This window comes from Caulobacter segnis (genome assembly GCF_019931575.1).
GTDB lineage: Bacteria > Pseudomonadota > Alphaproteobacteria > Caulobacterales > Caulobacteraceae > Caulobacter > Caulobacter segnis_C.
In genome coordinates, this window is record NZ_CP082923.1 from 2,807,997 (window position 1) to 2,832,961 (window position 24,965).

The following is a 24,965-nucleotide window of genomic DNA, read 5'->3' on the forward strand; positions in this document are numbered from 1 at the left end:
TCTCGGAAGGCGTGACGGCCATCACGCGGCGTCGATACGACACGGGATCAATCTCATGGCGGGCCACGGAAAGGTGGTCGGGAGAAAAGCCATGAAATTCATCAGCTTCGCCAGCCGCCTGGCGATCATGACCGTCCTGGCCGGCGCGACGCCGGTCCGAGCGGAAGACACCACGACGCCTGATCCCAATGCGGCGACGGTCGCGGCGACGGCCAGGCTGACCGCCCAAACGGCCTACATCACCGCCCAGACCGAAAAGGTGAAGGCTCAGGCCGCCGCTCTCGGCCTGCCCGCCGTCACGGGCCAGACCACGCTCACCGGCGACAAGGCCGGCGCGACCGAGGCCTGGATGCTGTCGTCTTCGGCGCTCAACGAGGCGGCGGGCGCGATCGCTCAGGCCGTCAGGGGCGACGGGCCGTTCCTGCTGCTCGCCAAGGACCAGGTCGTGAACCTCGCCCTGGCTGATTCCCTCAAGGACCACATCGACACCTTGTCGACCGCGGCGATCTCGACCTGGAAGGCCTACTGCGACAAGACCGGCGGCCCGGCCGACCTCCACACGTTCGGGCTCGAAGCCGGCGAGAAGGCCATGGGCCTAGGCGCCGCGCCGGCCGCGATCGGCGCCGTCCTGGGCGCCTTCAAGGTCGACACCGAGATCCAGGGCGTCGCCGTCGCCGCCGAGGACGCGGCCTTCGTCAACGCCGTCGCCACGAAACTCAAGACCGATACCGTTATCGTCCCGTCCGAGATCGCCGCCCTGCCGTCGACAGGAAAGGCGCCGCCTTCGCCGGAGGCGCTGATGGGCGGCTGGAACAGGTTGGCCGCCAGCCAGCGGGCGCTCTCAGACTGCCGCACCCGTCTCGCGGGCAAGCCGGAGTCCGATCCGCTGACGGCGCAGATCGCCGAGATCGACCGCCAGCTGATGCGGATCGACACCTTCGCCAGCGATGTGACCGCCTCCAGCACCGACGCCCCCAGCCTGCTCGCCCGCGCCCGTCTGGCGGAGGCGATCCCGTCGAACGTCAAGGTGCTGCGCGTCCGCGTCGAGCACGCCGGCGGCAGCCTGATCAAACGCACCACCGTTCTGACCGCCTTCGGCTATCCCGCCATCGCCCTGACCAGCGGGCTGGTTGTCAGCTACCGGCTGACCGATCCCCGCACGGGCAAGGTCTTGAAGTCGGACCTGCTGGTCTGCCGCACCGCCCGCACGCGACTGGGCAAGGTGCAGGAGGGCAAGGTCGGCGTCGCGGGCTGCGGCCAGACGACCCTGGTCGCTCAAACGGGCGCTAAGACGGGGAGCGGCCAGCCATGAGCCTCAACAGCCTCGCCCGCCGGCACGCGGCCGGCACGAAAGCCGGCCGGATGCTCGCCGCCGCGTCGCCGCCGCTTGCCGGATCGACGCCCGCCGCGAAACGCGAGAAAGCCTTCGAGACCCTCGGGCGCTATCTGCCGGCCGAGACCATGGCCGTGTTCCCCGCCGCCATCGCGGCCATCGTGGCCATCCCCCTTTCGACAAGCCCGGCGGCGCAGCACCTGCGGGAGGTTCTGCCCTGGGCGGCCTATTGGGTTTGCGCGGCGCTGACCCCGGTGATCTACCTCCTTACCGCCCTGGCCAAACAGCGCGAGGCCGAACGGCAAGCCGGGACGACGCCGCAGCCCTTCCGTCCCCATCCCTGGCCGCCGACCGCCGCTTTCATCGCCTTCCTGGTGTGGGCGTTCTCGGTCACGAATTTCATCACCGCGGATCAGACGAAGGCTTGGGACGCGCTGATCGCCTTCGCGGCGGTGTTCGTCTCGTCGCTGCTCTCGCTGGTCGACCGGGCCCTGGGCCTGCCGTCGCCGGACTGACGCCCCCTTTCCCTTTCTCTCATATCCAGGAGAAGTCCCATGCTCTTGTCCCTCGGGCACGGCGAGCGCGTCGTGCTGGTCGACGCCGCCACGCCGGCCGACACCCAACTGCGGATCGCCGCCCAGGCGGAGTCCGACCGCAAGGCCGTCACTGGAGCCGACGCGACCGAGGCGCCGCGCGCCCGGCGCGGAGCCAGCGCCACCGGCGAAGGCGACCGGTTCGGCTATCTCTTTCCCGACGCGGAGCCCCTGCCGGTCATCGAGGCCGCCCGGCTCGACGCCCTGGCCGAAGCCATGGCCGAGGCGGCCGGCGACGTCACGCGGTCGGGCATTCCGCCGCTGATGACCTACTACGGCCAGTTCATCGACCACGACATCACGGCCAACACCGATCGCGACAACGGCAAGACCTTCACCATCGTGGGCGACTCCATCGCGCCCCTCCCCCGCGACCTGGTGGTCTCCGGGATCACCAACCTGCGCAGCGGCGCCCTCGACCTGGACAGCGTCTATGGCGACGGGCCGCTGGATCATCCGCTGGAAGCGGTGTTCCGGGACGGCCCCAGGATGCGTGTCGGCCAGGAAACCGACGTGACCGCCAAGTTCCCACAGATGGAACGCCCGCCCCTTCCCGCCGACAAGGCGTCGGACCTGCCGCGGGTGGGACCGCTGGTGGCGGCGGGGCTGCTGGACCCATCGGCGGTGCCGGCCGAACTGCGGACGCCCGGCCTCGAGCCGATCGACAGCCGCAAGGCCTTCATCGGCGACGGCCGCAACGACGAAAATCTGGTCGTCGCCCAGCTGCACACGGCGATGCTGCGGTTCCACAACGCGGTCGTCGACGTACTGCCCGCCGGTCCCGACCGCGAGCGGTTCCTCGCCGCGCGCCAGTTCGTGCGGCATGTCCATCAATGGCTGGTGTTGAACGACTATCTGCCCACGATCTGCGACCAGCAGGTTCTCCAGGCCGTCCTGGACGCGGGCGCGCCGCTCTACACCCAGTTCCGCCAGGCGCGGGCCGGCCAGGTTCCGCCCGACTCGATGCCTTTGCCGCTGGAGTTCTCGGTGGCCGCCTTCCGGTTCGGGCACTCGATGATCCGCGAAGGCTACGACTACAACCGCAACTTCGGGCAGGAGGCCAAGATCGCGCCCGACGCCAGCCTGGCCCTGCTGTTCCAGTTCACCGGTAAGTCGCCTGACCCGTTCTTCGGCGATCCGACATTGCCCAACAACTGGATCGTCGAGTGGTCGCGTTTCGTCTCGCCCGCCGATGAGCGACACGAGGCCCGGCCTATCGACACGCGCCTGTCGCCAACCTTGCTGCGGCTGCCCAACGAGACGGGAGAACCGGAGGACCTGATGAAGCACCTGGCGCGCCGCAACCTGCGTCGCGGATGGCTGCTGAACCTGCCCAGCGCCCAGTCCCTGATCGCCGCGCTGGCGGCTATGGGCCTGCCGGTCGGCCGGGTCCTCACGCAAGCGGAACTGCTCTCGGGCGCCACCGCGGAAGCCCTGATCGCCGGCGGCTTCGACGCCGCGACGCCGCTATGGTTCTACGTTCTGAAGGAGGCCGAGGTGGTGCATGGCGGCCAACGCCTGGGTCCGTTGGGCTCGCGCATCGTCGCCGAGACGCTCGCCGGCCTGGTGATCAACGATCCAGACAGCTTCTGGAGCCGGAACCCCGCATGGCGGCCGGCTGACGCTTTGCGGCCGGCGGGCGTGGCGGTCGAAAGCCTGAAGGACCTCCTGAAAGCGGCTGGCGTGGCCTGAGACGAACGGGCGCCGCCAGCCTCAATGAAGCCCACCACTCGGTGTGGCTCCACTTTCGGCTCATCCCCGGCCTCCGGGGTGTCGGCCACCCCGCCTTCGGCGCTTCAACGCCGAAGGCGGGTAGGCGCCGTTCCTTGGAAACAGGGGCCGCGTGGCGGTAGCGTCAGTCAGAAGCGGACAGACCTTCGCTGCATCCAAGACGCCTCTCTTCCCCATCACTTCGCGCAAGGATGACGGAAGCAAAAAAGAAGGCGCTGAAAGCGCCCCCTTTGATCACTCCCACTCGATCGTGCCAGGCGGCTTGCTGGTCACGTCGTAGACGACGCGGTTGACGCCGCGGACCTCGTTGATGATCCGGGTGGCCGTCTTGCCCAGGATCGGCCAGGGGAATTCGAAGAAGTCTGCGGTCATGCCATCGGTCGAGGTGACCGCGCGCAGGGCCAGGACGTTCTCGTAGGTGCGGGCGTCGCCCATGACGCCGACGGTCTTGACCGGCAGCAGCACGGCGAAGGCCTGCCAGATCTGGTCGTAGAGGCCGGCATTGCGGATCTCTTCCAGATAGATGGCGTCGGCGTCCTGCAGGACCTTGACCTTCTCGGGCGTGATCTCACCGGGGATGCGGATGGCCAGGCCCGGGCCGGGGAACGGGTGGCGGCCGACGAAGGCCGGCGCCAGGCCCAGCTCGACGCCCAGGGCGCGGACCTCGTCCTTGAAGAGTTCGCGCAGCGGTTCGACCAGCTTCAGCTTCATGTAGTCCGGCAGGCCGCCGACATTGTGGTGGCTCTTGATCACTGCCGAGGGGCCGCCGCGGGCCGAGACGCTCTCGACCACGTCCGGATAGAGCGTGCCTTGGGCCAGGAACTCGGCCCCGTCGATCTTGGCGGCTTCCTTGTCGAAGACGTCGATGAACAGGCGGCCAATGGTCTTGCGCTTGGTCTCCGGGTCGCTGACGCCGGCCAGCTCGCCCAGGAACAGGTCGCCGGCGTCCACGTGGACCAGCGGGATGTTGTAGTGGTCACGGAACAGGGTGACGACCTGGTCGGCCTCGTTCTTGCGCAGCAGGCCGGTGTCGACGAACACGCAGGTCAGTTGGTCGCCGATCGCCTCGTGGATCAGGACGGCGGCCACCGAGCTGTCGACGCCGCCCGACAGACCGCAGATCACCTTGCCGGTCCCGACCTGGTCGCGGATCTTCTGGACCATCTCCTGGCGGAAGGCCGCCATGGTCCAGTCGCCCTTGAGACCGGCCAGCTTCAGGAAGTTCTTGTAGATCTTGCTGCCGTTGACGGTGTGGACCACCTCGGGGTGGAACTGGACGGCGTAGATTTTCTTCTCGTCGTTGGCGATGGCGGCGAACGGCGCGCCGGTCGAGGTGGCGATGACCTCGAAACCTTCGGGGATGGCGGTGACGCGGTCGCCGTGGCTCATCCAGACGGTTTCCAGCTCGCCGACGCCGGCCAAGCCCTGGAACAGCGGGCTCTGCTTGCCGATCGTCAGCTCGGCGCGGCCGAACTCGCCGGCGTGGCCGCCCTCGACCTTGCCGCCCAGCACGTCGCACAGCAGCTGCTGGCCGTAGCAGATGGCCAGCAGGGGCAGACCCAGGTCGAACAGCTTGCGCCCGATACGGGGGCTGTCGTCCTCCAGCACGCTGGCCGGACCGCCCGACAGGATGATGGCGGTCGGCTTGTACGCGTCGACCAGATCCTCGGCCTTGTCGAACGGATGGATCTCGCAATAGACGCCGGCCTCGCGCACCCGTCGCGCGATCAGCTGGGTCACTTGGCTGCCGAAATCGACGATCAGGACGCGCTGGTGGTGGGGTTCGGTGGTCATCGGCAAATCTCCAGCGGTCAGGCGTTCAAGGTCAGGGCGTGTACGAGGATCGCTCGAGCACGGCGGCGAAGAAGCCGTCGGTCCCGGCGCGGTAAGGGGTCAGGCGCAGATAGCCTTCGGGCGTGACGTGCGTGACGCCCGGCAGGGCGATCGGCTTCACGGTGAATTCGGGGTGACGTTCGAGGAAGCCGGCCACGCGGTCCTCGTTCTCGTCGGTCAAGAGCGAGCAGGTGACATAGACCATGCGGCCGCCGGCCTTCACGAAGGTCGAGGCGTCCTCCAGGACCGAGTCCTGCTCGATCTGCCGCTTGGCCAACTGGTCGGGCGACAGGCGCCACTTGGCGTCCGGGTGGCGGCGCCAGGTGCCCGCGCCCGTGCAGGGGGCGTCCACGAAGACGACGTCGATCTTGCCTTCCAGGCCCTTCAGGGGCGTGGCCTCGATCGGTGAGCGGATCTGCAGGTTGCGGACCCCTGCCCTCTGGCTGCGCCGGATGGTGTCGGCCAGGCGGCGGGCGTCGCTGTCGTGGGCGAAGATCTGGCCGGTGTTGCCCATGGCGGCGGCCAGGGCCAACGTCTTGCCGCCCCCGCCGGCGCAGAAGTCCAGCACCTGCTTGCCCTTCACGTCACCCGCCACGGCGGCGGCGATCTGTGAGCCCAGGTCCTGGACCTCGAACCAGCCCTTGGAGAAGGCCGGCACGGCCTCGACGGACGGCGTGCGCTCGGCGGCGGCCGGGGCCGGGATGCGGAAGGCGTTGGGCAGGATCCCGGCCGGCGCGGCGTGGATCGGCGCCAGGGCCTTGGCGGCGCGCTCGGCGTCGGTCTTCAGGGTGTTGACCCGCAGGTCGACCGGCGCGCGTTCGGACAGCGCCCGCATCTCGACGGCCTGGTCGGCGCCGAAAGCGCGGGCCAGACGCGCCTCCAGCCAATCGGGATAGTCGCCCGCCACCGGCGCCGGGGCGCCGTCCAGCGAGACGGGATTGGAGAGACGTTCGCGCTCGGCGTCGGTCAGGGCGCCGAAGCCGTGCTCCTCGGCGGCGGCTTCGCCGATGCGATCGGGCGTCCAGGCCCAGACGAAGCCCAGCACGCCCAGCGTGACGCCGCGCGGACTAGCGTCGCCCATCATCCAGCCCAGCGAGCGCTTGCGACGCAGAGCATCCAGCACCAGGCCCGAGACGAAGGCGCGGTCCTTCGAACCAGCGTAGCGCGCGGCGTCGCCCCAGCGCTTCAGCGCCATCTTGACCGGAAAATGCCGCGTCTCGATCTCGGTCAGAACCTCGATCGCCGCTGAAACCCGTCCTCCGTCGCGCATCAGACCACCAGGGCCAGGAGCAGCATCAGGATCCCGACCATCGACGCCAGCCAGACCAGGCTGCGCGCGTAGGGCACGCCGAGCGCATAGAGGGGGACGTAGACGGCGCGGGCCACGACATAGAGCGCCGCGCCGTAGGCGGTCAGCGCGCCGAGGCGGCCGCCGAGGTAGTCGACCGCCACCAGGGCCACGAAGAACGGAAACGTCTCGCGGAAGTTGGCGAAGGCGCGCTCGAGCCGCCCCGCGACGCCGGTCAGCGCGACCGGCTCGTCGCGGGGGCCCGCATTCCACTTCAAGCCGCGCTGAGGCTGGGCGGCCGCGGCCGCCCATAGCAGGTGGACGATCCCGATGATCACCGCCACCGCCACCATCTGCAGCTCGAAGGCCATCCGCATCGGCTAGACCGCGCTCGGATAGTTGGGGGCTTCGCGCGTGATCATCACGTCGTGGACGTGGCTCTCCCGCAGGCCCGCGCCCGTGATGCGCACGAACTTGGCGCGCTTCTGCAGCTCCGGGATGGTCGGCGCGCCGACATAGCCCATCGCCGCGCGCAGGCCGCCGACCAACTGGTGCAGCACCGGCGAGATCGGTCCCTTGAACGGGGTCTGGCCCTCGATGCCTTCCGGCACCAGCTTGAAGCTGTCCGTGACTTCCTTCTGGAAGTAGCGGTCGGCCGAGCCGCGGGCCATGGCGCCCACCGAGCCCATGCCGCGATAGCTCTTGTACGAACGGCCCTGGTACAGGAACACCTCGCCCGGCGCCTCCTCGGTGCCGGCGAACATCGAACCCATCATGGCGGTCGAGGCCCCGGCCGCGATGGCCTTGGCCAGGTCGCCCGAGTACTTGATGCCGCCGTCGGCGATGATCGGGGTGCCACTCTCGCGACCGGCGCGCACGGCTTCCATGATCGCGGTCAACTGCGGCACGCCCACGCCCGCGACGATGCGGGTGGTGCAGATCGAGCCGGGACCGATGCCCACCTTCACCGCGTCGGCGCCGGCGTCGATCAGGGCGCGGGCGGCGTCGTAGGTGGCGATGTTGCCGGCCACGATCTGGACGCGGTTGGCTTCGCGCTTCAGACGGCTGACGGCCTGGGCGACCTGGCTGGAGTGGCCGTGAGCGGTGTCGATGACGACGACGTCGACGCCGGCGTCCACCAGGCCCATCGAGCGCTCGAAACCGGCGTCGCCGACGGTCGAGGCCGCGCCGACCAGCAGACGACCCTTGTCGTCCTTGGCGGCCAGCGGGTGGGCCTGGGCCTTCTCGATGTCCTTCACCGTGATCAGGCCGACGGCGCGATAGGCCTCGTCGACGACAATCAGGCGTTCGATCTTGTGCTTGCGCAGCAGCTCACGCGCCTCGCGGTGGTCGATGCCCTCCGAGACGGTGATGAGGTTGTCACGGGTCATCAGCGCCGAGGCTGGAACCTTGTCGTCGCCCTCAAAGCGCATGTCGCGGTTTGTCAGGATGCCGACCAGCTTGCCCGAGCCGCGCTCGACCACCGGGAAGCCCGAAATCTTGCGGCGGGCTTTGATCTCGCGGATCTCGGCCAGCGTGGTGTCGGGGTGGATGGTCAGCGGATTGATGACCATGCCGCTTTCGTAACGCTTGACCTCGCGGACCTGGTCGGCCTGCTCCTCGTTGGTGAGGTTGCGGTGCAGGATGCCCAGGCCGCCAGCCTGCGCCATGGCGATGGCGAGCCGGCTTTCGGTCACCGTGTCCATGGCGGCGGACACGAGTGGTATGTTCAGACTGATTTCACGCGTGAACCGGGTCTCGGTCGTCACCTGAGTGGGCATGACGTCGGACGGGCCGGGTTCGAGCAAAACGTCGTCGAAGGTGAGCCCTTCGCGAATCTCCATCGGAGTCTCCATTTTGCGGCGCGGATATAGCCGCGAGGCCGCCGGTTGTCGACCCGCCGCGAAGGCGAAATGGGGATCAATTTTCCGCCGCCAAGCAAAACCTCGCGCCGGACGAGCCCCTCGGGACCCTTCGATCGCCGGCGACAGGTCGCCTGGAGTCAGGTTTCGATCGTCGGCAGTCCCAATCGCCCCAGCTTCGAGACGACAGCCACGCCGTCGCCGGCGTGGATCACCTCGTCCGGCTTGGGCCCGTCGATGACCCGGCCATCGCCTCGGTCGAGACGAACGACCAGCAGGCCGCCGCCTCGGCGCTCGAACTCGCCGACCGTCACGCGTCGCGCCGCGAAGGACGCCGGGGCCGTCACCACGCTGAGATCCAGGCCCAGGGCCGCCAGATCCTCCTCGCGCGCGGCGGCGTCGGGCTGGCCCTCCCGCAGGTAGCTGGCCAGCTTGGGGTAGAGAATGATCTCGGCGATCCGCTCGGCCCCGATGTGGGCCGGCATGACGACCTTGTCCGCACCCGCCTGGATCAGCTTGCGCTCGGTGCTGGGCCGCTCGCCCCGCGCGATGATCTCCAGCTTGGGGTTCAGGCTGCGGGCGGACAGGGTGATGTAGACGTTGGCCGCGTCGTCGGGCAGCACGGTCGCCACGACCTTGGCCCGCTCCACATGCATGGCCCGCAGCACGTCCTCGTCGGTGGCGTCGGCGTGACGGCAGAGGAAGCCGAGCGACCTCGCCTCCTGACAGCGCTCCTCGTCACGCTCGACGACCACGAAGGTCTCGCCGGCGGCGCTCAGTTCGCTGGCCAGCATCAGCCCGATGCGACCGAAGCCGCAGATGACGATGTGGCCGTCCAGCTTGTCGATGTCGCGTTCCACGCGCTTTCCAAAGAAATGTTCGAGTTGGGATTGGGTCAGGGCCTGAACCAGGGCGCCGGTGACGATGATGACTCCGGTGCACCCGAACACCATCGTGGCCATGGTGACGCCGTGCAAGTAGTCGGTGTCGATCGGCCTGACCTCGCCGTAACCCACCGTGAAGATGGTCAGGGTCACCATGTAGAGGGCGTCGTCGAACGACCAGCCCGCATGCATGTAGGCCAGGATCGCGCACGCGGCGACGACCAGGACGAAGGTCACCGCCAGGCCCAGGTTGCGGAAGGGCCGCGCGATCAGCTTCTCGATCACGCCGCTTTGGCCGCTCACTGCCCCTTGAACCCCGTCGCGACCAGGAACACCTCGGAGCTGTCCTGGCGGCTGGCCTTGGGCTTGAAGTGCTGGACCCGTTCGAAGTGGCGCTTCAGCCGACCGATGATCTCGGCAGTCTCGCCGCCCTGGAAGGCCTTGGCGACGAAAGCCCCGCCGGGCTTCAGGACGTCGATGGCGAACTCGGCCGCGATCTCGATCAGGCCGACGATGCGCAGGTGGTCGGTCTCGCGGTGACCGACGGTGTTGGGAGCCATGTCCGACATGACCAGGTCCGGCTTCCCGCCCAGAAGCTCCAGCAGCTTCTCCGGCGCGTCGTCGGCGGTGAAGTCCATCTCCAGCAGGTGCGCCGGCGCCACGGGATCGACCGGCAGGAGGTCGATGCCCACGAGGTCGGTCACGCCACGCTCCACGGCGATCTGCAGCCAGCCGCCCGGCGCGCAGCCCAGGTCGATGACCTTCGCGCCCTTCTTGAAGAACCGGAACTTGTCGTCGATCTCGCTGATCTTGAAGGCCGCGCGGCTGCGATAGCCCAGGGCGCGGGCCTTGGCCGAGAACGGGTCGTTGATCTGCCGCTCCAGCCAGGCCTGCTGGCTGGGCGTGCGGCCATAGGCGGTCTTCAGGCGCGCGGGCTTGCCGCGACCGCCCTCGTTGCCCCCGGCCGGCGGCTTGACCATGCGCTTGCGGGGAGGTTGTTCGTCGCTCATGCGGCTTCAGACTTCTTCGGGGCGCCGCCGCGACGACGCCGGCGCGGGCGTCGCTGCTGATCGGACATCAGGGACATCAGGAGGCCTTCTCTAAGCCCTCGGTCGGCGACACGCACGCGCGAACACGGCCAGAGCTCCTGAACGGCCTGGAGAATCGCCGCGCCCGCCAGCACCAGGTCGGCCCGATCCGCGCCGATGCAGGGCTCTTGGGCGCGCTCGGCGGCGGTCAGGCGCTGAAGGCGTTCGGCCGCCGCGTCGCAGTCGGTCCGGTTCATCCAGAGGCCGTCGACGACGTTGCGGTCGTAGCGCGGCAGGCCCAGGTGCAGGCCCGCCAGGCTGGTGATGGCGCCCGAAGTGCCGACCAGATGCGCCCTGCCCTGGGCGAAGATCTCCCGCATCGGTTCGGCGTGGGGGAAGGCCTCGATCCGCGCCTTGACGTCGTCGACCATGGCCCGGAACCAGCCCTCGGCGGCGCGCTCGCCCTCGGGAAAGCGCTCGGCCAGGGTGACCACGCCCACGGGGATCGACAGCCAGGCCTTGATCGGCAGCTTCCAGGCGGCGAACTGGCGCGGCTTGGCGTCGAGGCCGCCGCCCTTCAGGTCAACCCACGACAGTTCGGTCGAGCCGCCGCCGACATCGACCACCAGGGCCGCGTCCTGCTGGCGATCGAACAGGCTCATGCAGCCGGCGACCGACAACTGAGCCTCCTCGCGCGGGCTGATGATCTGCAGCTTGAGCCCCGTCTCCTCGTGCACCCGGCGCACGAAGTCGGGACCGTTCGTCGCGCCCCGGCAAGCCTGGGTCGCGACGGCCTTGACCCTGATGGCCTTGCGGCGACGGATCTTCTCGGCGCAGACCTTCAGCGCCGCCAGCGAGCGGGCCATGGCCTCCTCGGACAGCTGGCCGCTCTGCGACAGCCCCTCGCCCAGGCGCACGATGCGGGAATAGGCCTCGACGACGCGGAATCCGCGCGGCGTGGGCGTGGCCACCAACAGGCGGCAATTGTTGGTCCCCAGGTCGAGGGCCGCGTAGCACGCGGCGGACTCGTCCTGAGACCGCCGGCGCCGCCCTTGCGGGGCGCCGGGCGCGCGCGGCGCCTCCGACATGGTCTCTACCTGTCTCGCAGACGCCGCGAACGCGCGACGTCCCACTTCGAGTCGACCATAGAGCCTGCGCGTATCGGAGGGAAGCTCGCCCCCGGAAGCGCTGCCTTGTCTTCCGCGTTCTGAGGACTACGTTCAGGTTTCAGTCAGGTGCGACTGATATCCTTAACGCCATGAACTCGAGACTCGCCAAATTCGCGATCGGCCAGGTCGTCCGGCACCGCATCTTCCCCTTCCGGGGCGTGGTGTTCGACGTCGACCCGGTGTTCGCCAATACCGAGGAGTGGTGGCAGTCCATCCCCGAGGACATCCGGCCGACCAAGGATCAGCCGTTCTACCACCTGCTGGCCGAGAACGACGACAACAGCTACGTCGCCTACGTGTCCGAGCAGAACCTGCTGCCCGACGACAGCGGTGAGCCCGTCGGCCACCCGCAGACCTCGGTGATCTTCGAGTCGTTCGACCACGGCCAGTACAAGCTTCGCCCCCGGATCTCGCACTAACTCGCAAAGTCCATCCGCCGACCCGCCCTTTTTGCGCAAACTGCGAACAGCTTTTGCGAAAATCGGGGCGTAGCGTCATCGCATGAGCGGAGATGGCTTTAGCAACGGGCCGCCCCCAGGCGCCCGCCCCGACTGGACGATCGATCAGGGCTGGGAGACCTATTCCCAGGCCGAGCATGACGTCTGGATCACCCTGTACGAGCGCCAGACCGACATGCTGCACGGCCGCGCCTGCGACGCGTTTCTGCGCGGTCTGGACGCGCTGGACCTGCACCGCACCGGCATCCCCGATTTCGCCCGCATCAACGAGGAGCTCCAGCGCCTGACCGGCTGGACCGTGGTGGCTGTGCCGGGCTTGGTGCCGGACGACGTCTTCTTCGACCACCTGGCCAATCGCCGCTTCCCGGCTGGCCAGTTCATCCGCAAGCCGCACGAGTTGGACTACCTGCAGGAACCGGACATCTTCCACGATGTCTTCGGCCACGTGCCCATGCTGACCGACCCCACCTTCGCCAACTACATGCAAGCCTATGGCCAGGGCGGCCAGCGGGCGCTTGGCTTGGGACGGCTGGCCAACCTGGCGCGGCTCTACTGGTACACGGTGGAGTTCGGCCTGATGAACACGCCGGCGGGCTTGCGCATCTACGGAGCCGGCATCGTCTCGTCGCGCACGGAATCGATCTTCGCTTTGGACGATCCCTCGCCAAACCGCATCGGCTTCGATCTGGAGCGCGTGATGCGCACCCTCTATCGGATCGACGACTTCCAGCAGGTCTATTTCGTGATCGACTCGATCCAGACCCTGCAGGAGGTGACGCTGCGCGACTTCGCCGCCCTCTATGAGCGCCTGGCCGGCGCCAGCGACATCGGCGTCGCCGAGATCCTTCCCGGCGACGCCGTCATCAGCCGCGGCACCCAGGCCTATGCGAAGGCCGGCGGGCGCTTGGCCGCGGCCTCAGCGGGCTGACCCTTCAGGCCGAACAGGATCCTCACGCCGGGAATGCGCCGCACGATCTCGTAGGTGGCGAAACAGCCGGCGAAGGTCGCCGCGACCAGGATCGCGCCCTCCAGGCCCTGCGGCAGGCCCAGCTTGGCCAAGTGATGGGCCATGACCACGATCAGGGTCTGGTGGACCAGGTAGAACGGAAAGACGCCCAGGGTCAGGTAGCGCAGGACCGGACCGCCCTTGGTCAGGTGCTTGGCGCCAAAGCCCAGGATGGCGACGATGGCGCACCAGGTGTCTGTCGCGAAGACGAAGCGCATGACGAGCTTCAGCTGCGGCGTCGGGATCGGCGCGTCGTGGCGATAGGTCCAGACATAGACGCTCCATGCCGCCCAGGCGGCGACGGCCAGGGCCAAGGCCGGCCAGCGCGCCGCGATCAGGCGGTCACGCAGGACCTCGGACTTGGCCAGGCCGAAGCCCAGCAGGAAGGCGCTGAACGACACGGCGTGGACATAATGGTCGCCGACCAGGGCGTGGGTCTCGCCATACTTGGCGTAGAGGGTGGCGCGCAGCATGCCCAGGAACAGGACCGGCCAGGCCAGCAGGCCGACGCCGCTCAGCAGCCGTTCGGCGGCGGCCTGGATGTGCTGGCCGGCCTTCTTCCAGACCAGCAGCATCAGCGCCAGGACCAGGGTGTAGAACAGCAGGTAGGCCACGAACCACATGTGGTTCCAGGTCGGGGTGACCAGGCACTCGCCGTCCATCCCGCACCAGTGGCCCGAGGCCGTGACGTAGCGAACCCAGAAGTTGTCGACCGACAGGCCGCTGCTTGGATGCGCGGTGATGTATTCGACCACCTGGTAGTAGGACTGGGGCGGCACGATCACGACCATCGCGAACAGCAGCGGCGGCAGCAGCCGGGCGACACGCGCGCCCGTCAGCTTTCCGACCGTGGTCTTGTCGGCCATGAACCGCGTCGCCGCGCCCGAGACCAGGAAGAGCAAGGTGAGCCGCCAGGGATTGGTCATCAGCATGAAGGGCATCAGCCCCTCGACGACGTGCGGCGTCTTCACGTGGAATTCCCACGGCACGTAGAACATGCCCGTATGGTAGAGGATCAGCAGGAAGAACGCGCCGATCCGAATCCAGTCGAGGTCGTAGCGCCGGTCGAGGGGTAAGGCGGTCGTGGTCATGAAGGGGCGTCCGGCTTGAAAGGCGATGCCAAGGACGTGCCCCGCGACGCCGCCGGCGGCCAAGCGGCCGGGGATCAGCGGTCGCTGGCCGGGACGACCGGAAAAGCATCAGGGACCAGCGGCGCTCTTTTCGGGATGACCGGCGAAGAGCGCCTATGGCTCGGTCGCGCCTGGATTCTCGGCGCCTGCCTTATCGCCGCGATCTCGGTGGTCAATGTGCTGACCATCCAGCACGACGCGCCCCGGCTGGGCGTGATCCGCCCGGCGATCTGGGAGAGCAGCAGCGCGCTGATCACCCTGTTCATCTTCGCCATTCCCGCCGCCATGGCGTTCTGGATGGCCCGGAACCGGCCACGTTGGTGGGTCGCTGTTCCGGCGCACCTGGTCGCGGTTTTCGTCTATTCGGTGCTGCACGTCTCGGGCTTCGTAGCCCTGCGCAAGTTCGGCCACGCCGCCCTCCTGCACGAGGGCTACGATTTCGGGCCGCTGTCGACCGAGTTCCCGTACGAGTTCCGCAAGGACATGATGTCGTACGGCCTGGCCACGATCATCTACTGGTTGGCCCTGCGCCGCAGCGCCCAGAAGCCGGCCGAGACACCGGCCCCACCCGCCACCTTCGACATCCAGGACGGCGCGCGGCTCATCCGGGTTCCCATCGGCGAGATCCTGGCCGTGCGCTCGGCCGGCAACTATGTCGAGTTCGTGCTGTCGGACGCGCGGCGGCCGCTGATGCGCTCGTCGCTGAGCGCTGTGAAGGACTGTTTGGCCATTCACGGCTTCGTACGCACCCACAAGTCCTGGCTGGTCAACCGGAACCGCGTCACGGGTCTGAAGCCCGAAGGCTCGGGCGACTACGCCATCGAGCTTGGCGAAGTCGAGGTCCCGCTGTCGCGGCGTTTTCCGCAGGCCCTCGCCACCCTGCGCGGCTAGAGCAGCATCCCCATCAGGATGTCGTCCTCGAACCGGCCGTCGGGCAGCCGCCCCCGCGCGACCTGCCGGCCTTCGTGCTGGAAACCGAGCCGCTCATAGAGCCGCACGGCGCCGGGATTGCCCGCCCCGGCCGCCAGCTCAATGCGCAGGATCGCCGGCTCCTGGGCTCGCGCCCAGCCGATCAGGGCCTCGAACAGCTTGGAGCCGATCCCCTGCCCTTGTCGGTCGGGATGCACCGCCACGGTCAACCCACCCAGCACGTGGGCGAACAGCGCCACGGTCTCGCGCTTGGCGTGGATCTCGCCGACGACGGTCGCGTCGGCTTCGACCGCGACCAGGCAGATGTCGCAGGCCAAGGCATAGTCGCCATAGTCGGGCGTCACCTCTTCCGGCGTGCGGGCCAGGGCGCCGGGCGTGACGGCGGCGGCCTTGTGCAAGGCGACGATGCCACTGCGGTCGGCCGGCGTGGCGGGTCGGACCGTGTAGCTCACGCGTCCCTCTGGAACGGATAGAAATCGCCGCCCAGGTCCAGGATCTGGCTCAGTTCGTCCAGCGCCTCGCGGCTTTCGGTCAGCAGCAGCGGGTCGGCGAGGTCCGCCGGCGCCAGACTGTCGCGATAGCGGCGCGTGACCCAGTCGGCCAGCGTCGTGTGCAGGCCCGGCGTGAAGCGCTGGGCCGGATTGGCCGCGTCCAGTTCGGCCTCGGTCAGCACCACCCGCAGGCGCAGACAGGCCGGCCCGCCGCCGTTTCTCATGCTCTGGCGGACGTCGACATACTCCACCCGGCCGATCGGGCCATTGGACGAGGCCAGGCTCTCGGCCACGGCGAAGGCGCGCGGATTGTCCCGCGTCTCGGCCGGAGCCAGCAGCACCAGGCGATCCTCGCCGGGCGCGACCAGCAGCTGCGAATTGAACAGGTAGCTGGCCACCAGATCGGCCATCGGCAGGTCGGCTTCGGAGACCTCGACAAAGGCCGGCTCGAACAGATCCCCAGCCGCGGCGCGCACCTGGCGCTCCATGCCGGCGCGATCCTCGAAAGCGCGCTCGTGGAAGAACAGGCACTCGCGCGTGCCGACACAGACGACGTCGTTGTGGAAGGCCCCGCCCTCGATCGCCGCCTTGCCCTGTTGCGGAAAGACCGCGCGCGCCACGCCGTGGCGGCGCTGTATCGCCTCGAAGGCCTCGCGGGTCTGGCGGGCCGGAAACTTGCCGTCCCAGCGCTCCCAGGCCTCACGCCCCCAGACGAACAGGTTGACGCCCGGCGCGCCGTGTTCGGCGCAGAGACGGACGTGGTTGGCCGCGCCCTCGTCGGCGAAGTGTGGCTGGGCCGGCAGTGGATCATGGACGGCGAAGCGGCGCTCGTCCGGAAACAGGCGGCGCAGCGAACGGGTGGTCTGCGGTCCTTCCAGGCTGCGATGCAGGTTGGTCAGCAGGTTGGCCGGCGTGAAGTGGACGCGGCCATCGGCCGTGTCTGCGCTGGGCGTCACCGTGGCGGCGTTGGCGGCCCACATGGGCGAAGCCGAGCAAGCGGCGGCGGCCAGGGCCGGCGCATCCTTCCAGGCCGCCGCGATCACCGCCTCGTCCGGACCCGAAAAGCCCAGAGACTTCAAGAGATTTACATCCGGACGCTCATGCGGCGGCAGCACGAATTGCGGCAGGCCCAGGTCCGACAACCGGCGCATCTTGGACAGCCCTTCCAGCGCCGCGCCGCGCGGGTTGGAGACCTCGCCGGCGTTCCTGGTGCTGGCCAGGTTGCCGGGCGAGAGGCCGACATAGCTGTGGGTTGGCCCGACCAGGCCGTCGCAATTGGCTTCATAGGCCGAGCTCATGCCCGCAGCCCCTTGATGTCCTTGGACGTATCCAGCACCGCCTCGGCCTCGAAGCTGGCCACCGGATAGGCGCAGTAGTCGGCGGCGTAGTAGGCGCTGGGCCGATGATTGCCCGAGGCCCCCAGACCGCCGAACGGCATCGAGCCGGCGGCGCCCGTGGTGGGTCGGTTCCAGTTGACGACGCCCGCGCGGATGCGATTCAGAAACTGCTCCCAACGCTGTGATTCATTGGAAATAAGGCCCGCAGAAAGGCCATAGCGCGTGGCGTTGGCGGCCTTCAGGGCGTCGTCGAAGTTCGCCACGCGGCGTACCTGCAGCCACGGGGCGAACAGTTCCTCGTCGGGCGTATCGACGCCAGTGACGTCCACGAGCCCGGGGGTCACGAACGCCTCGCTCAATCCCTCGATCGAACCCAGCGACCGGATCCGATCGCCGCCCATGGTGTCGGCCGTCGCGCGAGCGGCCCTGGCGGCGCGGGCCGAGATCAGCGGGCCCATGAAGGCCTCGCCCTCGCCGTTCCAGGCGCCGATCGACAAGCGTTCGGCGAGGCCCGCCGTCGCCGCGATCACCGCCTTGCCGAAGGCGTCGTCCGGCACGATCAGCCGCCGCGCGCACGAGCAGCGCTGGCCGGTGGTGATGAAGGCTGACTGCACGACCAGCGCCGCGACGGCCTCCGCGTCGTCGGCGTCCCAGACCACCAGCGGGTTGTTGCCGCCCAGCTCCAGGGCCAGGATCACGTCGGGCCGGTCGGCGAAGTGCCGGCGGAAGAAGGTTCCCGCCGCGGCCGAGCCGGTGAACAGCAGGCCGTCGATCTGCTGGTTGATCAGGGCCTGGCCGGTCTCGCGACCGCCCTGGACCAGATTGGCGACGCCCGCGGGAACGCCGGCCGCTTCCAGGGCCTCGACCATCAGCTGACCGGCCAGGGGCGTCTCTTCCGAGGGCTTGAAAACGACCGTGTCGCCCGCCAGCAGCGCCGGCACGATGTGGCCATTGGGCAGGTGGCCGGGGAAGTTGAACGGCCCGAGCACCGCCATGACGCCATGGGCGCGGTGGCGCAGCACGGCGCGGCCGAACGGCATGGCGGTCTCGGTGACGCCGGTCCGCTCGTCGTAGGCCTTGATCGACAGATCGACCTTGCCCGCCATCGAGGCGAGCTCAGCCTTGGTCTCCCACAGCGCCTTGCCGGTCTCGCGGCTCAAGGCTTCAGCGAAGGCGGCGGTGCGTTCGACCAGGATCTCCTTGTAGCGGCGCAGGACCGCGATCCGCGCCTCGCGCGGCCGGTCGGCCCAATCGGGAAAGGCCCGGTGGCCCGCGGCCACGGCTTCGGCGACGTCGGCCTCGCCAGCCGTCGCCTCACGCCAGACGACCTGGCCTGTCGCGGGATCAGTCGAGACCAGTTCCGGGCCCTGCCCCGAACGCCACTTGCCGTCGATATAGAGCCCGCTCATGCCTTCACCCGCACCATCTCGCCTTCGCCCACGCCCAGGGCCTGCGCCGCCTCTCGCGCCAGGATCGCGGTCTCGCCATCGATCAGCACCGGCGCCCGCACGGCCCGGAAACGGGCGACGGCGCCCGTGGAGACCAGGGCCTCCTCGCCAAAAGCGTCCTCGCCGATCCTCACCCGCAGGCTTCGCGCATCGCGCACGGTCTTGATGTCGTCGCGACGCGCCGCGACGGTGGGTCCCGCGTCGAAGATGTCGATCAGGCCCTCGTACCGGAAGCCCTCGGCCTCCAGCATGGCCCGCGCCGCCTCGCCTTCGCGATGGACGCGACCCAGCACCTGGCTGGCCTCCTGGGGCAACAGCTCGGCATAGATCGGGTGGCGTGGCGCCAGGTCCAGGATGAACTGGCCGTCGGTCGAGGCGCTCATCATGTCGGCCTCGTCGAACTCCAGGCGGAAGAACTTGCTGGCCACATGGTCCCAGAACGGACAGCCGCCGTCCTCGTCGAACCAGCCCCGCAGCTCGGCCAGCACCATCTCGGCGAAACGCTGGGGCTCCAGGCCGATCAGCATGTAGCGCGACTGGGCCAGCAGACGCCCCGCCCCGCCCTTGCGCCGCTCCGGCCGCAGGAACAGCGAACCGACCTCCGACCACCCTGCGCACTCGTTGACCAGCACCAGGGCTCGGTGGTCGAAGCGCTTTTCCAGGGTCGGCGACGATTGGGCCAGGGTGACCACCCGAAACGAGAAGTGCGGTCGTTTGAGACCCACGCCGGCCTTGACCCCGGCGACGCCGATCACGTCGCTGGTCTCCAGGTCCTCCAACATCAGGGTGTACCAAGCCTCGGGTGGCGCGACGCCGGCCTGGAAGCTGGCTTCCGACAGGGCCAAGCGCGCCCGCAGAGTGGGCTCGTCCTCGGGCAGGCTGGTAAAGCCGCGCCCGGACAACATGGCAAGCTCCATCAAGGCGTCGAAGTCAGCGGAACCGGCGGGACGGACGACGAGCATTCAGTGGGTCTCCATAGCCGCGCGGATCGCTCTGGCGTCGATCTCGCCGCTGGCCAGTTTCATCAGGATCAGGGCCGAGAGCTGGGCGCGCTCGACGAAACTTTCGGGAAAGGCGTGCTCGGCCTCGCTGTGGATGTCACCGCCGCGCACGCCCAGGGTATCGACATTGGGCAGGCCCGAGGCGAACAGGTTGTTGCCCTCGCAGACCCCGCCGGACGGCTTCCAGGCGATGTCCTGGCCCAGCAACGCCCCAACATCCTTCACCGCGCCGAACAACCGCTGCTGGGCGGCGTTGAAGGGCTTGGCTCCTCGGGTGATCAGGCCGTGCAGGTGGGCGTGAAGGTCGTCACCGATCTCGCCGACGATCCGGGCGACCTCGCCCTCGAACCAGGCGGCGGCCTCGGCTTCGGGGAAGCGGACGTTGAAACGGACCACAGCAACGTCCGGCACCATGTTCAGAGGCGCGCCGCCATCGATCCGGGCGACATTGATGGTGACGCCGTCGCGCCGGCCGTTCAGCCCATGCAGCTTTTCGGCCACCCGCGCCGCGCCGATCACCGCGTTGCGGCCAGCGGCGAAGTCGCGACCGGCGTGGGCCGCGCGGCCGTGGATGACGATGTGGAAATTGCCGGAGCCTTTGCGCGCCGAGGCCAGGGCCCCGTCGGCCAGGGCCGGCTCGTAGGTCAGGCCCACATGTCCCCGCCGCGCGAAGTCGGAAAGAACCGGACCGGAGGCGATCGAGCCGATCTCTTCGTCGGGCGACAGCAGGACGCGGTAGCCGACATTGGCGGCTTCGGGGCAGCGCTCGAACGCCTCCAGCGCCGCCAGCATGACCGAGATGCCGCCTTTCATGTCGGCGATGCCCGGACCATGCAACGCGCCGTCGGGACGGGTGCGGACGATCTTGAACGGGCTCGTCTCGGGATAGACCGTGTCGTAGTGACCGGTCAGCACGACCTGGACCGGGGCCTCGGGCCGCACGACCACGGCCAGGGACGGCGGATGCTGGAATTCGGTCTCACGGCCGTCGGCGGCGACCTCCCGCGAGGGCGACAGCGGCACGTCGATCGGCGCGGCCGGCAGACGCGCGGCTGCGTCGAGCAGGATTTGCCTCTGGCGCTCCAGGCCCGCCAAATGGCGGCTGCCGGAGTTTATCGCGCACCAGTCCACGGCGCGGTCGACGATCTGGCCGCCGTCGCGCGCGATGTGATCCAGAACCGCGCGATCTTCTGAATTGAGACGCATGACAAGCCGGTCCTCCCTCAGTCACAATAACCAAGGGCCGCGGGCAATTCGTGCTCACCTCGACCGAGGTAACCGATGTCCCGCGCAACAGCCTTGCTGTCTTAGTAGTCTTTTCTCCAGCGGACGGAAAGCTTGGCGTCGTTCTGGCCGCCGATCCGGGAGACCAGCGACAGAGTCCGGCGAATCCGCCACTCGACCTGGGCGGCGGGTCCCTCACGGCCGCCGCCGATGATCTCCAGATAGACGTCGTCGGTCACGTACTTGCCGCCCGACACCGTCATGCCCGTGGCGCTCTCGGCGAAGGCTAGGCGATCCAGGCGCGCGAAGCTCCGCAGGTTGCCGATCACGTCGAAGCCGCCGCCGCCGGCCAGGGACGCCAGCGCGGAAGCCAGCTGGGCGGCCTCGATCGGCGATAGCTGCGCCGCCGACGAGCCGAAGAGCACCTGGCTCAGCACTTCGTCGCTGGGCAGTTCGGGCTTGGAGGTCAGGGTGATCTCGGGCTTGGCCGCCGTGCCTTGGATCTTGACCACCGCCGTCAGCGAGGAGTCCTCGCGAGTGGCCGACAGGTCCAGGCGGATGCGGTCCAGCTGACTGGACAGATAGACCGTGCCGTCGTCGTCGAACTCGAACCGCTTGCCGGCGAAGTCATACTCGCCGCGCACCACGCGGGCCACGCCGCTCAGGGCCGGCGCCAGCGAGGTGCCGCCGACATGGGCGTTGAGCGACAGCTCGACGTCCAGTCCGCGACCGCGCACGAACACCCGGCGCGGAGCCTTCAGGTCCAGGTCCAGGATCATGCCGCCGGTGGTCGCGCGGCGCTGAAGGCCCTGGTCCAGATCCTGCGGGCGGTTGCGCTCGATCACGTCCATCGCCACGACGCCGGCGGGCGTCTTGCTCTGGGCCGAGACATCGGCGCGGTCGATGGTCACCGCCCCGGCCAGCTTGATCTTGCCATCGGCGGAGCGGTTGACGGTCGCCGAACCCGTGGCCACGGCCGAGGCCAGGTCGTTATCGATCAGGCGGAAGCCCTTCAGGTCCAGCTTGAAGCTGCCGACGCCGTCGCGGGCCAGGCTGATCCGCCCCGCGCCCGAGATCGAACCGCCCTGCCCGTCCTCGCCGATGGCCTGGCTGACGTCGATGGCGTTGTCGGCCATGGCCGAGCGCAGGGTGACATTTTTCAGACGCAGCCCCGTCTGGCCGTCCTCGAAGCCGCCGTCGTCCAGCGTCGCCGAGCCGATCAGGCGTGGATCGGCCAGGGTGCCGCCCAGGCTGGCCTGCAGGTTGATGCGCCCCGACAGCGAGCGGTCGGCCCCCATCAGCAGGTTCCACAGCGGCTTGATCTCACCCTGGGCCGAGAACCGCCCTTGCACGCCGCGCTTCTTGTCGACCATCAAGCGCAGCGGCCGGGCGGAGGCCTCGACCGGCAGGACGAGGTTGGCCTCGGCCTTCAGGCCCTGGCTGTTGTCGCCGTCGGCGACGATGGTCAGACGGCTGTCGGTCAAGTCGCCATGGATCTTGGCGTTCAGGGACTGGTCGATCCTGGCGCCGCGCTCGCGGGCGTTGGCCAGGCGCATGTCGAAGTCGCCGGTCAGGGTCTGCCCCTCGCCGCGCAAATTGAACGACCCGTCGATATCGCCGTCCAGATCGGGGTTGAAAGCGGTAATGGCTACGTCCGTCAGCTCCGCCTTGAGCATCGCCGTCGCCCCGCCCAGATCGGCGTCGACATCGGCGCGGCCCTTGTCGATCGCCAGGCGGAGGCGGGCCTGAGTCGGGCCGTCGCCAAAGCGGACCTTGGCCGTCTCGCGGGTCTTGATCTCGGTTCGGCCCAGGCGGCCGGCGGCGTCCAGGGAAAGGTCATAGAGCTTGCCGGTCTGGGCCAGTTGGCCCGTTCCGCCGAACCGCCAACGCCCTCCAGGCGCATCGCCCCGCGCGTCGATCGACAATGGCAGGCGCGCCAGGGGACCGTCGGCCTTGATCCGGGCCGAGCGCACCTTCCAGGCCCCGAACGCCACCTCCTCGGCCGTCAGGTCCAGGGTCGCCGCCGCCGAACCGCCGCCAGGCGCGTCGACCAGCTTGGCCGAGCCCTTTACCTGGCCTTGCGGCAGGAACGCGCCGGGACCGATGGCGACAGCCAGGTCCGCCGTGGCCGGCAGGCCGTCGCGCAGGGACATCGCCCCCTTGGCCTTGGCCCCGCCGGCGTCGACGTCCAGTTCGCTGAGCTCGACGCCGCCTGGCGAGAAGCGGAAGGCCGTGCGGCCCCGCGCCGGACCGTAGGCGCTGTCGGCCTGCAGCGCCGCGACGCCGTCGGTGGCGTTGGGCCCGCGCGCGAAGGTCAAGGTCAGATGCGCCTTGGTCAGCGGCAACCTGGGCAGATCGATGCTGTCGAAGTCGGCGTTCAGTTCGGCTTTCGGGGCCGACAGCGTCCCGCCGACGTGGCCGTCGCCAGCCGCCTTGCCCGCGACCTCGACGGGCCCGGCGCTGAATGGGCCCGAGGCGGTCCAGTCCAGTTTGAAGTCCAGGCCCAGGCCTTGGGCGATCATCCTGCCCGAAGTGCGCAGACTGGCGTTCGTCCCATCCAGCTTGGCGTCGGCGACCGACAGAACTCCGTCGTTCCAGCTGGCCTTGCCGTTCAGGCGCGGGGTCGCGCCCAGCAGGCGGTCGATCTCGGCATAGCCGGTGGCGAAGTTGGCGGCGCGGCTGTCGACCGTGAAACCCCACGGACGATTGGCGAAGCTGGAGGCCGTCCACTTGGCCGTGAGCGAGCCCTTGGCGCCCGGACGCACCGGACCCAGGCTGGCGACCTTCATCTCGCCGTCGAACGACAGGCCGCCCAGCACGCCACGCTCGCCCTTGCCGGTGACGATCAGGTTGGGCGCGTCGATGCGGGCGGCCTTGATCAGGAAACGACCGCCCTTGACGCGCGCGCCTTCAAAGCTCGCCTTGGGGCTGGCGCCCAGCACGGCCAGAAGACCCGTGCCGCCGCCGCCCGAGGTGGTCGCCTGGGCCTTGATCTCCAGTTCGCCCTTGGCCCAGCGGACCAGCGCCGGCCCCTTGGCGCGCTTGAGGCGGTAACCCAGCAGCTCCAGGTCGGCGACATCCGCGCTCCCCTCGACCGAGAACCCGCCGTCCTCCAGGCGGAAGACGCCATCGGCAAGGCCCAGGCCCATCTGCGGGATGGTGACGATCCGCTTCAACGCACCGATGCGGGCCGTGAAGGCGATCCCGTCTGGACCGGTGCGGCGCTTGGCCAGGTCGGCGAGACCGTGGCCTTGCAGCGTCAGGTTCTCGGCCCGGATCTCGAGGTTCAGGGCCGAGAGGCCGTCCTTAGTGGCCTTCTTGCCGTCGATCGTGAAGTTCGCCTCGGGTCCGAACATCCGCTTCAGGCGCTGGGTCCAGCGCGAGGCGCCCAGGTCCAGCCGGCCGCGCGCCGAGCCGCCCTGCTCGTTCCAGGCCCCGTCGGCCTGCAGCGGCGTGGTGTCGCCCGAACGCGCCAGCACGTTGAAGGCCGCGCGGCTGATCGTGCCGTCGGCCTTGGCTTTCAGGTCGAACGACCGGTCGGCGGGTAGGCCCAGCGCGCCGGCGATCGCGCCGCCATTGGCCTCGGTGGCGTCGGCGTTCAAGCGCAGGGTCTTGGAGCGGCCCAGGTCGAAGTCGAGGTTGAGGTGGTCGCCGGCGTGCTGGCGCGAGGCGACGACCAGCTTGCCCTTCTGCCCGCCCAGACGCGCCATCTCGTAGTCGCCGCCGACGTCGAAATCACCGTCGCGGCCGCTGAACGCCGCCCGGGTGATCAGGCGGAACCTGAAGGCGTCCAGGTCAACCGACACCGGCGCGGCGCTGGACTTGGGCCCCTTGGGCGCCATGGTCGGACGGCGCAGCACGATCACGTCGCGGGCGTCGATCCGCTCGGCGTGGAAGCGGCGGCCGAACAGCTCGGTGGCCCGCCAGGCGACGCGGATGTCGTGCGCCTCCAGCCAGACGCCCTTCTCGTCGGTGATGGTCAGGCGGCGGACGCCGAAGTCCTTCCAGATATCGCCCGACAGGCCCTCGATGTGCAGCTTGCCGATCCGGCCCAGCTTCAGGCCCGAGGCGCGGGCCTCCAGGAACATGCGGCCCTGCGGCGTGATGGGGGCGAAACGCAGGCCGCCGGCCATGACGATCAGGATGGCCGCCAGGATCGCCGAGGCGATCAGCAGGGCTCCGCCCCAACCGATCTTCTTGGCGGCCTTCACGGCGGTCT

At 69.2% G+C, this 24,965-nt stretch carries 20 protein-coding genes; 6 read left to right on the forward strand and 14 right to left on the reverse strand.

Annotated elements, in window-relative coordinates; all coding sequences use genetic code 11:
- Positions 1 to 91: 91 nt before the first annotated feature.
- From K8940_RS12885 to K8940_RS12895, 3 genes are read left to right on the forward strand one after another with little or no spacing between them, the layout of a single operon-like run.
- A complete protein-coding gene (locus K8940_RS12885; RefSeq protein ID WP_223390361.1) occupies positions 92 to 1,312 on the forward strand; it encodes a hypothetical protein in 1,221 nt (406 codons plus the stop codon).
- Complete coding sequence (locus tag K8940_RS12890) at positions 1,309 to 1,848, forward strand: hypothetical protein (RefSeq protein ID WP_223390362.1); 540 nt, start codon at positions 1,309 to 1,311, stop codon at positions 1,846 to 1,848. Before K8940_RS12885 ends, K8940_RS12890 begins: the two co-directional genes overlap by 4 nt.
- 39 nt (positions 1,849 to 1,887) lie before the next feature.
- Entirely contained in the window at positions 1,888 to 3,618 is a 1,731-nt protein-coding gene (locus K8940_RS12895) for a peroxidase family protein (protein WP_223390363.1), read from the forward strand.
- A gap of 273 nt (positions 3,619 to 3,891) precedes the next feature.
- Here K8940_RS12895 and guaA read toward each other — a convergent pair whose 3' ends face one another.
- The 7 genes from guaA to K8940_RS12930 form a co-directional block, all read right to left on the reverse strand.
- Positions 3,892 to 5,451: a glutamine-hydrolyzing GMP synthase gene (gene guaA, locus K8940_RS12900; protein ID WP_223390364.1), complete on the reverse strand. Its 1,560-nt coding sequence runs from the start codon at positions 5,449 to 5,451 to the stop codon at positions 3,892 to 3,894.
- A gap of 31 nt (positions 5,452 to 5,482) precedes the next feature.
- Positions 5,483 to 6,760, reverse strand: a complete 1,278-nt coding sequence (locus tag K8940_RS12905) for an RsmB/NOP family class I SAM-dependent RNA methyltransferase (RefSeq protein WP_223390365.1) — start codon at positions 6,758 to 6,760, stop codon at positions 5,483 to 5,485.
- Positions 6,760 to 7,155: an MAPEG family protein gene (locus K8940_RS12910; protein ID WP_223390366.1), complete on the reverse strand. Its 396-nt coding sequence runs from the start codon at positions 7,153 to 7,155 to the stop codon at positions 6,760 to 6,762. Before K8940_RS12910 ends, K8940_RS12905 begins: the two co-directional genes overlap by 1 nt.
- Positions 7,156 to 7,158: 3 nt before the next feature.
- Complete coding sequence (guaB, locus tag K8940_RS12915) at positions 7,159 to 8,622, reverse strand: IMP dehydrogenase (protein WP_223390367.1); 1,464 nt, start codon at positions 8,620 to 8,622, stop codon at positions 7,159 to 7,161.
- A 158-nt stretch (positions 8,623 to 8,780) separates the two neighbouring features.
- Entirely contained in the window at positions 8,781 to 9,827 is a 1,047-nt protein-coding gene (locus K8940_RS12920; protein WP_223390368.1) for a potassium channel family protein, read from the reverse strand.
- Positions 9,824 to 10,534 carry an RlmE family RNA methyltransferase gene (locus K8940_RS12925; RefSeq protein ID WP_223390369.1) on the reverse strand — a complete coding sequence of 237 codons (711 nt, stop codon included), beginning with the start codon at positions 10,532 to 10,534 and terminating at the stop codon, positions 9,824 to 9,826. Before K8940_RS12925 ends, K8940_RS12920 begins: the two co-directional genes overlap by 4 nt.
- A complete protein-coding gene (locus K8940_RS12930) occupies positions 10,531 to 11,640 on the reverse strand; it encodes a Ppx/GppA phosphatase family protein (RefSeq protein ID WP_223390370.1) in 1,110 nt (369 codons plus the stop codon). Before K8940_RS12930 ends, K8940_RS12925 begins: the two co-directional genes overlap by 4 nt.
- A gap of 170 nt (positions 11,641 to 11,810) precedes the next feature.
- Here K8940_RS12930 and hspQ point away from each other — a divergent pair, with 170 nt between their 5' ends.
- Positions 11,811 to 12,140, forward strand: a complete 330-nt coding sequence (gene hspQ, locus K8940_RS12935; RefSeq protein ID WP_223390371.1) for a heat shock protein HspQ — start codon at positions 11,811 to 11,813, stop codon at positions 12,138 to 12,140.
- 82 nt (positions 12,141 to 12,222) lie between these two features.
- Complete coding sequence (gene phhA / locus K8940_RS12940) at positions 12,223 to 13,107, forward strand: phenylalanine 4-monooxygenase (protein WP_223390372.1); 885 nt, start codon at positions 12,223 to 12,225, stop codon at positions 13,105 to 13,107.
- On the opposite strand, the gene K8940_RS12945 is transcribed toward phhA, so the two are convergent.
- A complete protein-coding gene (locus K8940_RS12945; protein WP_223390373.1) occupies positions 13,062 to 14,276 on the reverse strand; it encodes an acyltransferase family protein in 1,215 nt (404 codons plus the stop codon). The two genes, phhA and K8940_RS12945, sit on opposite strands and share 46 nt — an antisense overlap.
- Before the next feature lie 135 nt (positions 14,277 to 14,411).
- Here K8940_RS12945 and K8940_RS12950 point away from each other — a divergent pair, with 135 nt between their 5' ends.
- A complete protein-coding gene (locus K8940_RS12950) occupies positions 14,412 to 15,206 on the forward strand; it encodes a LytTR family DNA-binding domain-containing protein (protein ID WP_223390374.1) in 795 nt (264 codons plus the stop codon).
- On the opposite strand, the gene K8940_RS12955 is transcribed toward K8940_RS12950, so the two are convergent.
- The 6 genes from K8940_RS12955 to K8940_RS12980 all read right to left on the reverse strand — a co-directional run bounded on the left by K8940_RS12955 (position 15,203) and on the right by K8940_RS12980 (position 24,957).
- Entirely contained in the window at positions 15,203 to 15,697 is a 495-nt protein-coding gene (locus tag K8940_RS12955) for a GNAT family N-acetyltransferase (RefSeq protein ID WP_223390375.1), read from the reverse strand. The two genes, K8940_RS12950 and K8940_RS12955, sit on opposite strands and share 4 nt — an antisense overlap.
- Positions 15,694 to 17,034 carry an N-succinylarginine dihydrolase gene (gene astB / locus K8940_RS12960; protein ID WP_223390376.1) on the reverse strand — a complete coding sequence of 447 codons (1,341 nt, stop codon included), beginning with the start codon at positions 17,032 to 17,034 and terminating at the stop codon, positions 15,694 to 15,696. Before astB ends, K8940_RS12955 begins: the two co-directional genes overlap by 4 nt.
- The gene (astD, locus tag K8940_RS12965) at positions 17,031 to 18,482 is read right to left on the reverse strand and encodes a succinylglutamate-semialdehyde dehydrogenase (RefSeq protein ID WP_223390377.1); all 1,452 of its coding nucleotides are present in this window, start codon (positions 18,480 to 18,482) and stop codon (positions 17,031 to 17,033) included. Before astD ends, astB begins: the two co-directional genes overlap by 4 nt.
- Positions 18,479 to 19,483, reverse strand: a complete 1,005-nt coding sequence (locus K8940_RS12970) for an arginine N-succinyltransferase (RefSeq protein ID WP_223390378.1) — start codon at positions 19,481 to 19,483, stop codon at positions 18,479 to 18,481. Before K8940_RS12970 ends, astD begins: the two co-directional genes overlap by 4 nt.
- Positions 19,484 to 20,728, reverse strand: coding sequence for a hydrolase (locus tag K8940_RS12975; RefSeq protein ID WP_223390379.1), 1,245 nt, complete (start codon positions 20,726 to 20,728; stop codon positions 19,484 to 19,486).
- Positions 20,729 to 20,829: 101 nt separating this feature from the next.
- Positions 20,830 to 24,957 carry a translocation/assembly module TamB domain-containing protein gene (locus K8940_RS12980; protein WP_223395852.1) on the reverse strand — a complete coding sequence of 1,376 codons (4,128 nt, stop codon included), beginning with the start codon at positions 24,955 to 24,957 and terminating at the stop codon, positions 20,830 to 20,832.
- Positions 24,958 to 24,965: the final 8 nt, after the last annotated feature.

What these genes read in the sequence shown, in the direction of transcription:
- K8940_RS12885 (WP_223390361.1), top strand. Translation starts at nt 92, where the DNA reads ATGAAATTCATCAGCTTCGCCAGCCGCCTGGCGATCATGACCGTCCTG.
- K8940_RS12890 (WP_223390362.1), top strand. Translation starts at nt 1,309, where the DNA reads ATGAGCCTCAACAGCCTCGCCCGCCGGCACGCGGCCGGCACGAAAGCC.
- K8940_RS12895 (WP_223390363.1), top strand. Translation starts at nt 1,888, where the DNA reads ATGCTCTTGTCCCTCGGGCACGGCGAGCGCGTCGTGCTGGTCGACGCC.
- guaA (WP_223390364.1), bottom strand. Translation starts at nt 5,451, where the DNA reads ATGACCACCGAACCCCACCACCAGCGCGTCCTGATCGTCGATTTCGGC.
- K8940_RS12905 (WP_223390365.1), bottom strand. Translation starts at nt 6,760, where the DNA reads ATGCGCGACGGAGGACGGGTTTCAGCGGCGATCGAGGTTCTGACCGAG.
- K8940_RS12910 (WP_223390366.1), bottom strand. Translation starts at nt 7,155, where the DNA reads ATGCGGATGGCCTTCGAGCTGCAGATGGTGGCGGTGGCGGTGATCATC.
- guaB (WP_223390367.1), bottom strand. Translation starts at nt 8,622, where the DNA reads ATGGAGATTCGCGAAGGGCTCACCTTCGACGACGTTTTGCTCGAACCC.
- K8940_RS12925 (WP_223390369.1), bottom strand. Translation starts at nt 10,534, where the DNA reads ATGAGCGACGAACAACCTCCCCGCAAGCGCATGGTCAAGCCGCCGGCC.
- K8940_RS12930 (WP_223390370.1), bottom strand. Translation starts at nt 11,640, where the DNA reads ATGTCGGAGGCGCCGCGCGCGCCCGGCGCCCCGCAAGGGCGGCGCCGG.
- hspQ (WP_223390371.1), top strand. Translation starts at nt 11,811, where the DNA reads ATGAACTCGAGACTCGCCAAATTCGCGATCGGCCAGGTCGTCCGGCAC.
- phhA (WP_223390372.1), top strand. Translation starts at nt 12,223, where the DNA reads ATGAGCGGAGATGGCTTTAGCAACGGGCCGCCCCCAGGCGCCCGCCCC.
- K8940_RS12945 (WP_223390373.1), bottom strand. Translation starts at nt 14,276, where the DNA reads ATGACCACGACCGCCTTACCCCTCGACCGGCGCTACGACCTCGACTGG.
- K8940_RS12950 (WP_223390374.1), top strand. Translation starts at nt 14,412, where the DNA reads ATGACCGGCGAAGAGCGCCTATGGCTCGGTCGCGCCTGGATTCTCGGC.
- astB (WP_223390376.1), bottom strand. Translation starts at nt 17,034, where the DNA reads ATGAGCTCGGCCTATGAAGCCAATTGCGACGGCCTGGTCGGGCCAACC.
- astD (WP_223390377.1), bottom strand. Translation starts at nt 18,482, where the DNA reads ATGAGCGGGCTCTATATCGACGGCAAGTGGCGTTCGGGGCAGGGCCCG.
- K8940_RS12970 (WP_223390378.1), bottom strand. Translation starts at nt 19,483, where the DNA reads ATGCTCGTCGTCCGTCCCGCCGGTTCCGCTGACTTCGACGCCTTGATG.
- K8940_RS12975 (WP_223390379.1), bottom strand. Translation starts at nt 20,728, where the DNA reads ATGCGTCTCAATTCAGAAGATCGCGCGGTTCTGGATCACATCGCGCGC.